Origin of the sequence: Pseudomonas sp. AN-B15, from assembly GCF_019056475.1 — a bacterium.
Taxonomy (GTDB): domain Bacteria; phylum Pseudomonadota; class Gammaproteobacteria; order Pseudomonadales; family Pseudomonadaceae; genus Aquipseudomonas; species Aquipseudomonas parakoreensis.
Map to the genome: position 1 here is coordinate 1,798,660 of NZ_CP049737.1, position 13,747 is coordinate 1,812,406.

General features: G+C 59.0%; 12 protein-coding genes. 7 read left to right on the plus strand and 5 right to left on the minus strand.

The annotated features are described in order from the left end of the window. Nucleotides 1-229 precede the first annotated feature (229 nt). Entirely contained in the window at nucleotides 230-670 is a 441-nt protein-coding gene (locus GTQ41_RS08305) for a heme-binding protein (protein WP_047292613.1), read from the plus strand. A gap of 210 nt (nucleotides 671-880) precedes the next feature. Continuing rightward, the gene (locus tag GTQ41_RS08310; RefSeq protein ID WP_047292616.1) at nucleotides 881-1,339 is read left to right on the plus strand and encodes a transposase; all 459 of its coding nucleotides are present in this window, start codon (nucleotides 881-883) and stop codon (nucleotides 1,337-1,339) included. Between the two features lie 112 nt (nucleotides 1,340-1,451). On the opposite strand, the gene GTQ41_RS08315 is transcribed toward GTQ41_RS08310, so the two are convergent. Continuing rightward, the gene (locus GTQ41_RS08315; RefSeq protein WP_047292618.1) at nucleotides 1,452-2,057 is read right to left on the minus strand and encodes a TetR/AcrR family transcriptional regulator; all 606 of its coding nucleotides are present in this window, start codon (nucleotides 2,055-2,057) and stop codon (nucleotides 1,452-1,454) included. Nucleotides 2,058-2,191: 134 nt separating this feature from the next. Between GTQ41_RS08315 and GTQ41_RS08320 the strand changes: the two genes are divergently transcribed. Further along, nucleotides 2,192-3,106 carry a DUF808 domain-containing protein gene (locus GTQ41_RS08320; RefSeq protein ID WP_047292621.1) on the plus strand — a complete coding sequence of 305 codons (915 nt, stop codon included), beginning with the start codon at nucleotides 2,192-2,194 and terminating at the stop codon, nucleotides 3,104-3,106. Nucleotides 3,107-3,265: 159 nt separating this feature from the next. On the opposite strand, the gene GTQ41_RS08325 is transcribed toward GTQ41_RS08320, so the two are convergent. Continuing rightward, nucleotides 3,266-4,054, minus strand: a complete 789-nt coding sequence (locus GTQ41_RS08325; RefSeq protein WP_041072896.1) for a VacJ family lipoprotein — start codon at nucleotides 4,052-4,054, stop codon at nucleotides 3,266-3,268. Next, nucleotides 4,047-5,345 carry a serine/threonine protein kinase gene (locus tag GTQ41_RS08330; RefSeq protein WP_041072894.1) on the minus strand — a complete coding sequence of 433 codons (1,299 nt, stop codon included), beginning with the start codon at nucleotides 5,343-5,345 and terminating at the stop codon, nucleotides 4,047-4,049. The genes GTQ41_RS08325 and GTQ41_RS08330 overlap by 8 nt, the downstream gene beginning before the upstream one ends. Before the next feature lie 223 nt (nucleotides 5,346-5,568). On the opposite strand from GTQ41_RS08330, the gene GTQ41_RS08335 reads away from it, so the two are divergent. Further along, on the plus strand, nucleotides 5,569-5,937 hold the full coding sequence (locus tag GTQ41_RS08335; RefSeq protein ID WP_047292624.1) for a hypothetical protein: 369 nt from the start codon (nucleotides 5,569-5,571) through the stop codon (nucleotides 5,935-5,937). Nucleotides 5,938-6,031: 94 nt separating this feature from the next. On the opposite strand, the gene GTQ41_RS08340 is transcribed toward GTQ41_RS08335, so the two are convergent. Next, nucleotides 6,032-7,627 carry a beta (1-6) glucans synthase gene (locus tag GTQ41_RS08340; RefSeq protein ID WP_047292626.1) on the minus strand — a complete coding sequence of 532 codons (1,596 nt, stop codon included), beginning with the start codon at nucleotides 7,625-7,627 and terminating at the stop codon, nucleotides 6,032-6,034. A 301-nt stretch (nucleotides 7,628-7,928) separates the two neighbouring features. Between GTQ41_RS08340 and GTQ41_RS08345 the strand changes: the two genes are divergently transcribed. The 3 genes from GTQ41_RS08345 to GTQ41_RS08355 all read left to right on the plus strand — a co-directional run bounded on the left by GTQ41_RS08345 (nucleotide 7,929) and on the right by GTQ41_RS08355 (nucleotide 11,058). Continuing rightward, entirely contained in the window at nucleotides 7,929-8,780 is an 852-nt protein-coding gene (locus GTQ41_RS08345) for a glycine betaine ABC transporter substrate-binding protein (RefSeq protein WP_047292628.1), read from the plus strand. A 311-nt stretch (nucleotides 8,781-9,091) separates the two neighbouring features. Beyond that, nucleotides 9,092-9,403, plus strand: a complete 312-nt coding sequence (locus tag GTQ41_RS08350) for a DUF485 domain-containing protein (protein ID WP_041072887.1) — start codon at nucleotides 9,092-9,094, stop codon at nucleotides 9,401-9,403. Beyond that, on the plus strand, nucleotides 9,400-11,058 hold the full coding sequence (locus GTQ41_RS08355) for a cation acetate symporter (RefSeq protein WP_047292630.1): 1,659 nt from the start codon (nucleotides 9,400-9,402) through the stop codon (nucleotides 11,056-11,058). Before GTQ41_RS08350 ends, GTQ41_RS08355 begins: the two co-directional genes overlap by 4 nt. A 1,052-nt stretch (nucleotides 11,059-12,110) precedes the next feature. On the opposite strand, the gene gltA is transcribed toward GTQ41_RS08355, so the two are convergent. Continuing rightward, complete coding sequence (gene gltA / locus GTQ41_RS08360; RefSeq protein WP_003222994.1) at nucleotides 12,111-13,400, minus strand: citrate synthase; 1,290 nt, start codon at nucleotides 13,398-13,400, stop codon at nucleotides 12,111-12,113. Nucleotides 13,401-13,747: the final 347 nt, after the last annotated feature.

Consider the following 13,747-nt stretch of genomic DNA (forward strand, 5'->3'; position numbering starts at 1 on the left):
GGCTTTGCGCAGAGTGTATTCACGGCGGACGGCGCAGGTCAATCCATTTTCTCAAGCGTCTGTTTCATTCGTCGGAAGCCATTTTTACTGTGGCTTTTCGTCGCATGTGGCGCTTTTCGAGAATTATTGTATACAAAAAAATAATTCATTGTGTTCTATTTGTGGCATCGGGCTGCGGCACAAACGCGCAGTTCCACGACTTTCCCAATAACAAAATGAGGACGGCACCATGAGCGCTTTAACCTTGAAAGTCGCAGTCAACCTGGTCGAACAGGCCATCACTACCGGGCGCGGGATCAACGCCGCGCCGCTGACCATCGCGGTACTCGACACCGGCGGCCACCTGATCACCCTGCAACGCGAAGACGGTGCCAGCCTGCTGCGCCCGAACATCGCCATCGGCAAAGCCTGGGGCGCCATCGCCCTGGGCAAGGGCTCACGCCTGCTGGCACTGGATGCGCAACAACGCCCGGCGTTCATCGCCGCACTCAACAGCATGGGCCAGGGCAGCGTCGTGCCTGCGCCGGGCGGAGTGTTGATTCGTGATCAGGCGGGAAATGTGCTGGGCGCGATCGGGATCAGCGGTGATCTGTCGGATATTGACGAGCAGGTCGCGATCAGGGCTGTGGAGGCGTTGGAGTTGAGGGCGGATGCGGGGGTGGCTGCTTGATTTTGTAGCGTCTGAACTGAAGTTTTCGCGAGCAAGCTCGCTCCCACAGGTTTGTGTTCTGACACATAAAGTGTGAACACCTCAAATCTCCTGTGGGAGCGAGCTTGCTCGCGAAGGCGATTCAACGGACACATCTGGCTAACAGTCTTGACGCTTCCTCCCCGTGTGCAGATCTAACCTTTCAAGTCATCTCTTGAAAGGGGCAAAGGAATGCCGAAACTGTCCGCTTCACATCGCTTGCGCTTTGGTCGTTACGACGAGCTCAACCGAATTTATCTGCTGACTGCCAATACGCTAAATCGCGAACCCGTTTTCCGCGATTTTGCGTTAGGCAGGTTGGTCGTTGCCCAATTTCGAAGCGCCCAAGAGCAGGGCTTTGCCAACTCTTTGGCGTGGGTGGTTATGCCTGACCACTTCCATTGGTTGATCGATTTGAAGCGAGGTTCCTTGAGTGACCTGATGCAACGGACAAAATCCTTAAGCGCGCGGGCAGTGAATCTGGCTGCGAATAGAGAAGGCAGCCTATGGCAGCAGGGATTTCACGATAGGGCACTACGGCGAGAGGAGGATCTGGTGAAAATAGCGCGATATGTCGTGGCCAACCCATTGCGGGCAGGTTTAGTGCAGAAGCTTGGCGACTATCCGCTGTGGGATGCCATTTGGGTCTGACAGTCAAACCTGGTCGCTCCATTCGCGAGCAAGCTCGCTCCCACATTGGATCTGCGGCGTTCACAAATCCCTGTGGGAGCGAGCTTGCTCGCGAAGCAGTCACCGCGGTCTATCAGTCCGGCTCGCACCCCTTCAACACCAACCGGATAATTGTCTGCGCCGCCGCCTCGTAATCCGCCTCGTCCAGCTTGTCCTTTCCCGTCACCGCAGAAATCTGCCAGTCGAAGTCGGCGTAGGTCTGGGTCGCGGCCCAGATGCTGAACATCAGGTGGTTGGGGTCGAGCGGGGCGATCTGGCCGCGGTCGATCCAGCTCTGGATGCAGTCGATGTTGTGCTTGGCCTGGCTGTTGAGCTGCTCGACCAGGTCGGCGCTCAGGTGCGGGGCGCCGTGCATGATTTCGCTGGCGAACACTTTGGAGGCGAAGGGCAGGTCGCGGGAGATGCGGATCTTCGAGCGGATGTAGCCGCTGAGCACTTCGCTCGGCACGCCGTCCGGGTTGAACGGGGTCGAGGCCTGCAGGATCGGCACGATGATGCTTTCCAGCACCTCGCGGTAGAGGTTTTCCTTGGACTTGAAGTAGTAGTAGACGTTGGGCTTGGGCAATCCTGCCTTGGCGGCGATGTCGCTGGTTTTGGTCGCAGCGAAGCCCTTGTCGGCGAATTCCTCACTGGCGGCACGCAGGATCAGTTCTTTGTTGCGCTCGCGGATTGTGCTCATAAACCCGGTGGTTCCTTGCCTGTTCTGGCGGTTGCGCATGGTAGCACCGGCCTCGCGCATGGCTCAAGAATGCCCCGTGTGGCCCGCAGTCGCGGTATGCTGCGCGGCATTATTCACATAAGGAAACACGATTCATGGCAGGAAGCAGTTTGCTGGTGCTGATCGACGATATTGCCACCGTTCTGGATGACGTGGCGTTGATGAGCAAAATGGCCGCGAAGAAGACCGCCGGGGTACTCGGCGATGATCTGGCGCTCAATGCCCAGCAAGTCTCCGGGGTTCGCGCCGAGCGGGAAATTCCCGTGGTCTGGGCGGTGGCCAAGGGCTCGTTCGTCAACAAACTGATTCTGGTGCCGTCGGCGCTGGCGATCAGCGCATTTGTGCCGTGGCTGGTGACGCCGCTGCTGATGGTCGGCGGCGCGTACCTGTGTTTCGAAGGCTTCGAGAAACTCGCGCACAAGTTCCTGCACAGCAAGGCCGAAGATGACGCCGAGCATGCGCAACTGAGCGCGGCAGTGGCCGAGCCGAGCACCGATCTGGTGGCCTACGAGAAGGACAAGATCAAAGGCGCAATCCGCACCGACTTTATCCTCTCCGCAGAAATCATCGCCATTACCCTCGGCACCGTGGCCGACGCTTCGCTGACCCAGCAAGTGATCGTGATGTCGGGCATCGCCATCGTCATGACCGTGGGCGTTTATGGTCTGGTGGCCGGCATCGTCAAACTCGACGACCTCGGTCTGTGGCTGACGCAGAAATCCGGCTCGGCAGCAAAAAGCATCGGCAATGCGATCCTGCGCGCCGCGCCGTACATGATGAAAGGCCTGTCGGTGATCGGTACAGCGGCGATGTTCCTCGTCGGTGGCGGCATCCTGACCCACGGCATCCCGGTGGTTCATCACTGGATTGAAAGTGTCGGCGCAGCGGCTGGCAGTGCCGGGTTTGCCGTGCCTGTGTTGCTCAATGGCGTAGCGGGGATTATCGCGGGCGCGGCAGTGCTGGCGGTGGTGTCGGTCGTGGGCAAAATCTGGCGTGCGATCAAGGGATAAACCCATCACCCCTGCTCGCGAAGGCGTCGAGTCAGTCACCCCTTTCGGGTCTGATGCACCGCATTCGCGAGCAGGCTCGCTCCCACACTGGATTTCAGTGATCCATGAAAAAGGGCCATTCGACTCGCATCGAATGGCCCTTTTTTGTTGCCGCTGAAGTTACTCGGCAATCTGCAGCTTGCGCGACTCGGTGTAGACGTAGCGCACTTTCTCGTACTCGAACGGCGAGTTCATCTGGCCGTAGCGGAAGTTGGTCTGGTAGCGCTTGTCGACTGCACGCAGGGCCCAGATTTCCGGGTGGTTTTCGCTGACTTTCGACACGTTCAGGTAGTTGATCGCCGATTCGGCGGTGTAGTCCACGGCCAGGCCGGCGGTGTCGCGGATGTTCGACGGGCCGAGAATCGGCAAGACGAAGTAGGCGCCGCCCGGTACGCCGTAGAAACCCAGGGTCTGACCGAAGTCTTCGCTCTGGCGCGGCAGGCCCATGGCGGTCGCCGGGTCCCACAGGCCGGCAATGCCGATGGTGGTGTTGAGCAACAGGCGCGCGGTGGTTTCCATCGAACGCTTGCCCTTGAACTGCAGCAGGCTGTTGACCAGGTTTGGCACATCGCCGAGGTTGTTGAAGAAGTTGCTCACCCCGGTGCGCAGGAAGCTCGGCGTCACATAGCGATAACCGTCGACCACCGGCAGGAACACCCATTGGTCGAAGCGGTAATTGAAGTGGTAGACGCGGCGGTTCCACGACTCCAGCGGGTCATAGACGTTGAGCGCGTTGAGTGTCGAGCGTTCGAACTCGCGTTGGTCCAGCCCCGGGTTGAACTTGAGTTTGGACAGCGGCTCCTTGAAGCCGTCGCTGTCGACCACCACTGGCGCGTTGGCTTTGCTGTTGTCGGCCTGGGCCACGCCTGCACTGAGGAGCGCTGCAATCAGCAGGAGATATTTAGCCACGGAAGAACTCCAGCATGGCGTCGCTGTTGACGCGGTAGTTAAGGTTGCCGCAATGGCCGCCCAGTGGGTAAACAGTCAGGCGATCGCCGAAGGTCTTGCGCAGGAAACCCAGGTCGCCAGGGCCGAGGATCACGTCGTCAGCGTTGTGCATGACGGCGATTTTCGGGCTGTCATGCAGGTAATCCTTGAGTGCGTACAGGCTGACCTGGTCGATCAGTTGCAGCAGGCTGCCGCCGTCGGTACGGGCGCGCCACATCGGGATCACCTGTTCGGTCAGGTAGCAGTCGAAGTCGCATTGCAGCGCACGCTTGAGAAACGGCGTGAGGCTGGTGCCCTCGGTGATCGGGAATTTCGGCGGAGTGATCAGGCCCCGACGGTTGATCAGGTCGGAGGTGAAGGCAATGTCGGCGGCCGAGAAGCGGAACGAGGTGCCGATCAGCATCGCCATCTGCTCGTTGGTCAGGTGCTGTTTGGACTGCTGGAAGTCGTAGAGCAGGGCGTCGTTGAGGTCGATGTAGCCTTTCTGCTGGAAGTAGCGGGTCAGCTTGTTCAGCACCAGTTCATAGAAAGTGGTGCTGTTGTTGATGCCCTTCACCTCGGTCTGTACCAGCTTGTCGAGGTTGCTGATGGACGTGTAGAGGTTGACCGGCGGGTTGAGCAGCAAGACTTTCTTGAAGTTGAAACTGCGTCGGGTCTCGTCCAGGTGCGCGACGAACGCGGCATCCAGCGCGCCAAGGCTGTAGCCGCTGAGGTAGTACTCGGTGACCGGCAGTTTCGGATGTTGCGCGCGCACGGCCTGCATCACCCGGTACATGTCTTCGGCGTCTTCCTTGGTGATGCCCGGGGTGGCGAAGCGTGAAGCGGCGCTGATGAAGTCGAAGCTGGTTGGCGACGACAACTGCACGACGTTGTAGCCGGCCTTGTAATAAAGCTTCTTCAGGTACTCATTGAGCGAACTGTCATAACGCGCACCGGTGCCGGCGATCAGGAAGATCAGCGGCGCCGGTTTGTCCTGCTCGGCGATACGGTAGGTGAGTTTTTTCACCGGCCAGAAGTTGTCCGGGAGGATGAAGGCCCGTTCCGGGCGCAGGGTGATGCTGTGGTCGGACTGATTGATCTCGTCGTTCGACGGCAATTCCGGACGCAGGTCCGGCGGCGTCGTGGCGATGGTCGCCTCGAACGGGTTGGTCAGGGGATAGCCATAACTGGCGGCATCGATATCCACCGCCAGTGCGGACGCACTCAGAATAAGGCCGCTGAACAGCGCGGCGAAGCGCAAGGAACGGAGCATGACTGGATCCCTTAAAGGAAGGTGCCGAATGAAGTTCGCAGGCTATGACCACCGGGCTTGCGCCAAAGTGCCATGCCTCGGCACCAAACAGGCAGAATTCGGAGTAATAGTAGCTGGACGATACACTCTGCAAGGCGCGGATGACCAGTTAACAGTTGTTAGTGCTTGCCAATGCGTGCGGGCAGATTAAGCTGGCCGCCGATTTCGTTGATTGGAGAGATTCATGTCCCGCCGCTTGCCCGTGATTCTATTGCTCGTGCTGTTGCCGCTGTGGCTGGCCGCCAGTTATGGCGCGCGTTATGGCTTCATGGAGGATGGGCAGTGGGTCGGCATCTGCGTCGATGAGGCGAGCCGCTGGGAATGCGCGGTGCGCTCGAACCTGGGACTGATGATTCACTTCAAGGTGTTGGGCTGGACCGCGCTGGGTGCAGCGCTGCTGGGTTTTGTGCTGCCGGGGCGGGCAGGGTGGTGGCTGGCGGTGCTGGCGCTGGTGTTCGGGTTGCCGGCGCTGGCGTTGTACAACACGACGCTGGCGGTGTTTGCGGTGGTGATTGCCGGATTGCGGCTGGTCCGGGCATCCCGCAGCGCCTGACAGAAAAAGATCGCAGCCTTCGGCAGCTCCTGCAAGGGGCAGTGAACCCTGTAGGAGCTGCCGAAGGCTGCGATCTTTTGATCTTGCTGTCTAATCAGCGACCGCGAACCCGCAGACAGCGCCACAACGCAGCGACCATCAACCCGCTGACCAGCGCCCAGCCCCACGCCTGCTGATTCAACAAGCCTTCTTCATACAGCTGCGGCGCAATGCCGGCGCCGATGATAAAGGTCAGCAGGGCGATTTCCCGGCGCGGCACGCTGACCGGGCGGCACACATACACCAGCGCCGGCAGAATGAACGCCATGCTGGCAAAGCTGCGATAGCGTGCGTCAAAAACCATCTCCAGCATCATCACCGCTGCCGCAAAACCGGCCACGGCAACCAGCCATCCGGCGCGGCGTTCCAGCAGACTGAACGCGCGTTCACGCCAACCCTGGCGGGCGCTCAGGCTCAGCGCGGCATGTGCCAGCACCAACAGATTCAATACGGTCAGCAAGCCGACCCACAGCCATTCGCTGGCAAACCGCGTGGTCACTCGCGCCAGATCGCCCCAGGCGCCGATCGAACAGGCGGCCAGCGCACCGAGCAGCGGCAGGATCAATGCCGATCGGGTGGTGCGCACTCGGCCGCCGAGTAGCAGGGTGCCGAGGAAAATCAGTCCGCCGACGCCCAGCCATGCTTTCCAGTACGGCACATTGCTCACCGGCCCGGCGAGCACGCCCTTGTCCTGGCGATCGGCATCGAACAGGCCCCAGTAACCGCCGACTGCACCTTCGCTGCCACGCTTCCATGGCTGGTCGAACGCTTCGATCAAGTTGTAGTGCCAGCCTTCCTTTTCGGCCATCGCGACAAAACCACGAATGAACTTGGCCTCGTTGACCCGGCTCGGCAGGGCGGTTTCGCGCTGGCGACCTTCGCTGGGCCAGCCGGTCTCGCCGATCATCACGTCTTTGGGCGCGAATTTGTTGCCGAACACCTGACGTACATCCGCCACATGTTGCAGGGCGACGTCGATGTTCGACGGATCGTCTTCCCAGTACGGCAGCAAGTGAATGGTCAGGAAATCCACCGCCGGCGCGACTTCCGGGTGCTTGAGCCAGAACTCCCAGACATCGGCATAGGTGACCGGTTGCTTGACCTGGCTTTTGACCTTGTTGATCAGCTTCGCCAGTTGCGCGCCGGTGACTTCCTTGCGCAGCAAGGCTTCGTTGCCGACGATGACTGCGCTGATCACATCCGGGTTGGCGTTGGCCGAAGCAATCAGCAGGTCGACTTCTTTTGCGGTGTCCACCGGGTTGCTGTTGACCCAGGCGCCGATCATCAGCTTCAAACCGTGCTTGCGCGCCAGATCCGGCAGGGCTTCGAGGCCGGTCATCGAGTAGGTGCGGATGCATTCGAAACGCGTCGCCAGCAGGGCGAGGTCGGCATCCATGCGCTCCGGGCGCAGTTTGAACGGCACGTCGAACGGCGACTGATCCTTGTCGAACGGCGTGTAGGAGGCGCATTGCAACTTGTGCGTCGGGGTCGCGGCATCCGGCAGAATCACCGGTTTGCCGAGGCCGTACCAGAAGCCACCGAGGGCCGACAGGCCGAGCAGGCAGGCAAAGAGATAAGGAACAAGCGGGAAGCGGGAGGTTGCGGACATGGTCAGGCCGAGTGGCTGCAAAGCGACGCATGTTACCTGCATTTATCCGCGGGTTGGTGGCCTGCATGATTTGCACATGCAAAGTTCGGGCGGATTGTCTGGCGCCAATTATTCAGTGGTGATTAATGGCCTTCTGATGTCGTTTCTCGGTGTATTGAGGTCGCTGACAGAGCAGGTCGCGTTTGGCGTCAGGCCGATGATCGAAAGCGTCAGTACCCTTATAGAAAAGACGACTGATGTTCGGACGAGTTTACGGTCAGGCGTGATGGGGGCGCTGTGCACCATAACAATACGTTGACGATGCCCGGCATCCGTCGGGCGCAGCATTTCGGGGAAGTAAACGATGAAGATGCGACGACTTTTAGGCGCAGGTGCCGCTCTGGTGCTTGCGATGAGTTCCACATTCGCCAGCGCTGAAAAACAGACCCTGAACATCGGTTACGTTGACGGCTGGTCCGACAGCGTCGCGACCACCCACGTGGCGGCCGAGGTGATCAAGCAGAAACTCGGCTATGACGTGAAGCTGCAAGCCGTCGCCACCGGGATCATGTGGCAGGGCGTGGCCACCGGCAAACTCGATGCGATGCTCTCGGCCTGGTTGCCGGTGACCCATGGCGAATACTGGGCGAAGAACAAGGATCTGGTCGTCGATTACGGCCCGAACTTCAAGGATGCGAAAATCGGCCTGATCGTGCCGGAGTACGTCAAGGCGAAATCGATCGAAGACCTCAAGACCGATGACAGCTTCAAGAACCGCATCGTCGGCATCGATGCCGGCTCGGGCGTGATGCTCAAGACCGATCAGGCGATCAAGGATTACGGTCTGGACAAATACACCCTCAAGGCCAGTTCCGGCGCCGGCATGATTGCCGAGCTGACCCGTGCCGAGAAGAAGAACGAATCGATTGCCGTCACCGGTTGGGTGCCGCACTGGATGTTCGCCAAGTGGAAACTGCGCTTCCTTGACGACCCGAAAGGCGTGTATGGCGCGGCTGAAACCGTAAACAGCATCGGTAGCAAAGAATTGGCTACCAAGGCACCGGAAGTGGCCAAGTTCTTGAAAAACTTCCAGTGGGCGTCGAAAGACGAGATCGGCGAAGTCATGCTGGCCATTCAGGATGGCGCCAAGCCTGACGCGGCGGCCAAGGATTGGGTCGCCAAGCACCCGGACCGCGTGGCTGACTGGACCAAATAAAAGTACCAACAACGCCTGACCCCTGTGGGAGCGAGCTTGCTCGCGAAAGCGGTGTAACAGTTGACAGAAATGTTGACTGATACGACGCCTTCGCGAGCAAGCTCGCTCCCACATTTATTTCCAGCGACAAGTCCCGTCTTGCAGGGTTTACGGCTGTTTCAAAGCCGCTTTCCAATTCTTTCGGCTAATTAGCGTCCGAAAATTGGCGAAAACGTCATGTCGTTCTAATACTAAGGTCGTCTGGAAGCCGTTCCGCAGCCGCATACAGTGGATACGTTCCAACAATAATCTGTGCTGCGAGGATAAAAACAATGAACGACAGCATTTACCTCTCGATTCAAAACAGCCCGCGCTTCAAGGAGCTGGTGAGAAAAAGAGAAAAATTCGCCTGGATACTCTCGGCGATCATGCTCGGGCTGTATTCCGGATTCATCCTGTTGATTGCTTACGGGCCGCAAGTGCTCGGCGCGAAACTCAGCCCCGGGTCTTCGATTACCTGGGGCATTCCGATCGGTGTCGGGCTGATTGTCTCGGCCTTCGTCCTGACCGGTATCTACGTGCGACGCGCCAATGGCGAGTTTGACGACCTGAACAATGCGATTCTCAAGGAGGCTCAGCAATGATCCGGTGTCTACTGGCTCTTTTGAGCATCGCAGCATTCGCTCCGGCTGTCTGGGCTGCTGACGCCTTGACCGGCGAAGTCCACAAACAACCGCTCAACGTTTCCGCGATCGCCATGTTCGTGGTGTTCGTCGGTGCGACCCTGTGCATCACCTACTGGGCGTCCAAGCGCAACAAGTCGGCTGCCGACTACTACGCCGCGGGCGGCAAGATCACCGGCTTTCAGAATGGTCTGGCGATTGCCGGCGACTACATGTCGGCGGCGTCCTTCCTGGGGATTTCCGCGCTGGTGTTCACCTCTGGCTACGATGGCCTGATCTACTCGATCGGCTTCCTGGTGGGCTGGCCGATCATTCTGTTCCTGATCGCCGAGCGTCTGCGTAACCTGGGTAAATACACCTTTGCCGACGTGGCGTCCTACCGCCTCGGGCAAACCCAGATCCGCACGCTGTCTGCCTGCGGTTCGCTGGTGGTGGTGGCGTTCTACCTGATCGCGCAAATGGTCGGTGCCGGCAAGCTGATCCAGCTGCTGTTCGGCCTCGACTACTACGTGGCGGTGATTCTGGTCGGTATCCTGATGTGCCTCTACGTGCTGTTCGGCGGCATGCTGGCGACCACCTGGGTGCAGATCATCAAGGCGGTGCTGTTGCTGTCCGGTGCTTCGTTCATGGCGCTGATGGTGATGAAGCACGTCAACTTCGACTTCAACATGCTGTTCTCCGAGGCGATCAAGGTTCACCCCAAAGGTGAGGCGATCATGAGCCCGGGCGGTCTGGTGAAAGACCCGATTTCGGCGTTCTCCCTGGGCCTGGCACTGATGTTCGGTACTGCTGGCCTGCCACACATCCTGATGCGCTTCTTCACCGTGAGTGACGCGAAAGAAGCGCGCAAGAGCGTGCTGTATGCCACCGGCTTCATTGGCTACTTCTACATCCTGACCTTCATCATCGGCTTCGGCGCGATCCTGCTGGTCAGCACCAACCCGGCCTTCAAGGATGCAGCGGGCGCTCTGCTCGGCGGCAACAACATGGCGGCGGTGCACCTGGCTGACGCAGTGGGTGGCAGTATTTTCCTCGGCTTCATCTCGGCGGTGGCGTTCGCGACCATTCTGGCGGTGGTGGCCGGTCTGACCCTGGCCGGTGCTTCGGCGGTGTCTCACGACCTGTATGCCAGTGTGATCAAGAAGGGCAAGGCCAACGACAAGGATGAGATTCGCGTGTCGAAGATCACCACCATCGCCCTGGGTGTGCTGGCGATTGGTCTGGGCATCCTGTTCGAAAGCCAGAACATCGCGTTCATGGTCGGCCTGGCGTTCTCGATTGCGGCGAGCTGCAACTTCCCGGTGCTGTTGCTTTCGATGTACTGGAAGAAGCTGACGACCCGCGGCGCGATGGTCGGTGGCTGGTTGGGGCTGGTGAGTGCGGTGGGTCTGATGATCCTCGGCCCGACCATCTGGGTGCAGATTCTGCATCACGAGAAGGCGATCTTCCCTTACGAGTACCCGGCGTTGTTTTCGATGATCATTGCGTTCATCGGTATCTGGTTCTTCTCGATCACCGACAAGTCGGCGGCGGCCGAGAACGAGCGGGCGCTGTTCTTCCCGCAATTTGTGCGTTCGCAGACGGGGTTGGGGGCGAGTGGGGCGGTTTCGCACTAAGATCTGGTCACATGGTTTGAGTGGAATGCCCTGGTTGAGAGATCGGGGCATTTTTTGTGGGCGGTTATCGGACTTGGGCCTTCGTGGTTGGTGGTTATGAGTACATATCCGTTGCTGCGGTAACGGCGGCTTAGGGTTCCGCCCTTACGGCGGGTCACTTTTGACAAACGCCTCAAAAGTAACCAAAAAGGCTTTACCCTGACGTTCGGCCCTCGCTTAGGCTCGGGTTCCTTCGCTGCGGGATTCATCCGGGGGGCAGCGCCTACGGTTTGCTTCGCTGCACCTCCTCTCGCTGTGTTTGGCTGCGCCAAACGGTCGCTGCGCTCCCACCCCCGAATAAACCCCTCCACTCAGCCTGCCGACGGGCCCTCAGATCAAGAGCGGTACTCGAGCTAACGCTCATCGTGTTGAGTGGTGAAAAGCGGGTGCGGTCTGCTGTGACTTTTGTGGGAGCTGGCTTGCCAGCGATGGCGGCCTGACAGCCGACCAAATTTTTAACTGAATACACCCAATCCCCTGTAGGAACTGCCGAAGGCTGTGATCTTTTGATCTGGCTCTGGCTCTGGCTCTGGCTCTGGCTCTGGCTCTGGCTCTGGCTCTGGCTCTGGCTCTGGCTCTGGCTCTGGCTCTGGCTCTGGCTTTTGATCTTGACTTGGCTTTTGATTTTTTGCCCCTTCGGCAGGCCGAGCGAAGGTGTCCATCAGGGGGAAGGCGCGCAGCGCCATGCGGCGAAGCCGCATACATCGAGAGGAGGTGCAGCGAAGCAAACCGTAGGCGATGCCCCCTGATGGACACCGTAGCGAGGGAACACTGAGCCTCAGCGAAGTGCCGTACGCCGGGGGGAAGCCTTTTTGGTTACTTTTTCGGCGTTTGGAAAAAGTGACCCGCCGTAAGGGCGGAACCGTAATCAGCAACACCCGAAGCAACGGATATACACCCAAAACCCCAAAACCCAGTCGGCCCACAGGCCGCTGCGACCAGACAAACAAAAACGGCCTCTATATAAGAGGCCGTTCCCGATACAACTTCAAGACATTATCGCAAGACAAGCCTTATTTGCGGTCTTCCAGCTTGGTGATGTCACGCGACTCGTAGCCAGTGTACAACTGGCGCGGACGGCCAATCTTGTACGGGCTGGAGAGCATTTCTTTCCAGTGCGAAATCCAGCCGACAGTACGTGCCAGGGCGAAGATCACGGTGAACATGCTGGTTGGAATGCCGATCGCCTTGAGGATGATCCCCGAGTAGAAGTCGACGTTCGGGTACAGCGAGCGTTCGATGAAGTACGGGTCGGTCAGCGCGATCTCTTCCAGGCGCATGGCCAGTTCGAGTTGCGGATCGTTGTTGATACCCAGCTCCTTCAGTACTTCGTCGCAGGTCTGCTTCATGACCGTCGCGCGAGGATCGCGGTTCTTGTAAACGCGGTGACCGAAGCCCATCAGCTTGAACGGGTCGTTCTTGTCCTTGGCCTTGGCGATGAACTTGTCGATGTTGGAAACATCGCCAATCTCGTCAAGCATGGTCAGAACGGCTTCGTTCGCACCGCCGTGGGCAGGGCCCCACAGTGCGGCGATGCCGGCGGCGATACAGGCGAACGGGTTGGCACCCGAAGATCCTGCCAGGCGCACGGTGGAGGTCGATGCGTTCTGCTCGTGGTCGGCGTGGAGGATGAAGATCCGGTCCATGGCCTTGGCAAGTACCGGGCTGATCGGTTTGATCTCGCACGGGGTGTTGAACATCATGTGCAGGAAGTTTTCCGCGTACGTCAGGTCGTTGCGCGGGTACATCATGGGTTGGCCCATGGAGTACTTGTAAACCATCGCTGCCAGGGTTGGCATCTTGGCAACCAGACGGATCGCGGAGATTTCGCGATGCTGCGGGTTATTGATGTCCAGGGAGTCGTGGTAGAAGGCCGAGAGGGCGCCGACTACGCCGCACATGACGGCCATCGGGTGGGCGTCGCGACGGAAGCCGTTGAAGAAGGTTTTCAGCTGCTCGTGAACCATGGTGTGGTTTTTCACGGTGCTGACGAACTGGGCCTTCTGTTCTGCAGTCGGCAATTCGCCGTTGAGCAGCAGGTAGCAGGTTTCCAGGTAGTCCGACTTTTCAGCCAGCTGTTCGATCGGGTAGCCGCGGTGCAACAGAATGCCGTTGTCGCCGTCGATATAGGTGATCTTCGATTCGCACGAGGCGGTCGACATGAAACCCGGGTCGAAAGTGAAGCGGCCCGTGGCCGTCAGGCCCCGAACATCGATTACATCGGGACCAACGGTGCCGGTTAAAATGGGCAGCTCGACGGGGGCTGCGCCCTCGATGATCAACTGCGCTTTTTTGTCAGCCATGTGGCCTCCTATTTATGCTTGAACCATCAGACAGACCCCCCACGCAGGGCCCGCACCACTATAGTGAGATAAATTCGAATGTCAATTTGCCTAAAGTCTTGCTCCAGAAGGCTTTAAGCGCACTTTTTCCTCGAAATTGACTGCCATTTACGCCTTTTATACGACTTGTGCAATCAGCTATTTGGGGTAGGTGATTGCGTTGTCATTAGTAGCCTAACTGTCTATACTCGGCCACCGACCGCCAAGGGCTTTTGGGCCTGCTTTATTGGGGGTCGCATCCCTGGGTGGTGGTTACCTGACCAGTGCACTCCCCAACAACTTTGCCCTGATTGTTAGGGGCTCTTCAG

Excerpts from the sequence above, each read along its gene's own strand:
- GTQ41_RS08305 (WP_047292613.1), top strand. The coding sequence starts at position 230 with ATGAGCGCTTTAACCTTGAAAGTCGCAGTCAACCTGGTCGAACAGGCC.
- GTQ41_RS08310 (WP_047292616.1), top strand. The coding sequence starts at position 881 with ATGCCGAAACTGTCCGCTTCACATCGCTTGCGCTTTGGTCGTTACGAC.
- GTQ41_RS08315 (WP_047292618.1), bottom strand. The coding sequence starts at position 2,057 with ATGAGCACAATCCGCGAGCGCAACAAAGAACTGATCCTGCGTGCCGCC.
- GTQ41_RS08320 (WP_047292621.1), top strand. The coding sequence starts at position 2,192 with ATGGCAGGAAGCAGTTTGCTGGTGCTGATCGACGATATTGCCACCGTT.
- GTQ41_RS08330 (WP_041072894.1), bottom strand. The coding sequence starts at position 5,345 with ATGCTCCGTTCCTTGCGCTTCGCCGCGCTGTTCAGCGGCCTTATTCTG.
- GTQ41_RS08335 (WP_047292624.1), top strand. The coding sequence starts at position 5,569 with ATGTCCCGCCGCTTGCCCGTGATTCTATTGCTCGTGCTGTTGCCGCTG.
- GTQ41_RS08340 (WP_047292626.1), bottom strand. The coding sequence starts at position 7,627 with ATGCAGGTAACATGCGTCGCTTTGCAGCCACTCGGCCTGACCATGTCC.
- GTQ41_RS08345 (WP_047292628.1), top strand. The coding sequence starts at position 7,929 with ATGAAGATGCGACGACTTTTAGGCGCAGGTGCCGCTCTGGTGCTTGCG.
- GTQ41_RS08350 (WP_041072887.1), top strand. The coding sequence starts at position 9,092 with ATGAACGACAGCATTTACCTCTCGATTCAAAACAGCCCGCGCTTCAAG.
- GTQ41_RS08355 (WP_047292630.1), top strand. The coding sequence starts at position 9,400 with ATGATCCGGTGTCTACTGGCTCTTTTGAGCATCGCAGCATTCGCTCCG.
- gltA (WP_003222994.1), bottom strand. The coding sequence starts at position 13,400 with ATGGCTGACAAAAAAGCGCAGTTGATCATCGAGGGCGCAGCCCCCGTC.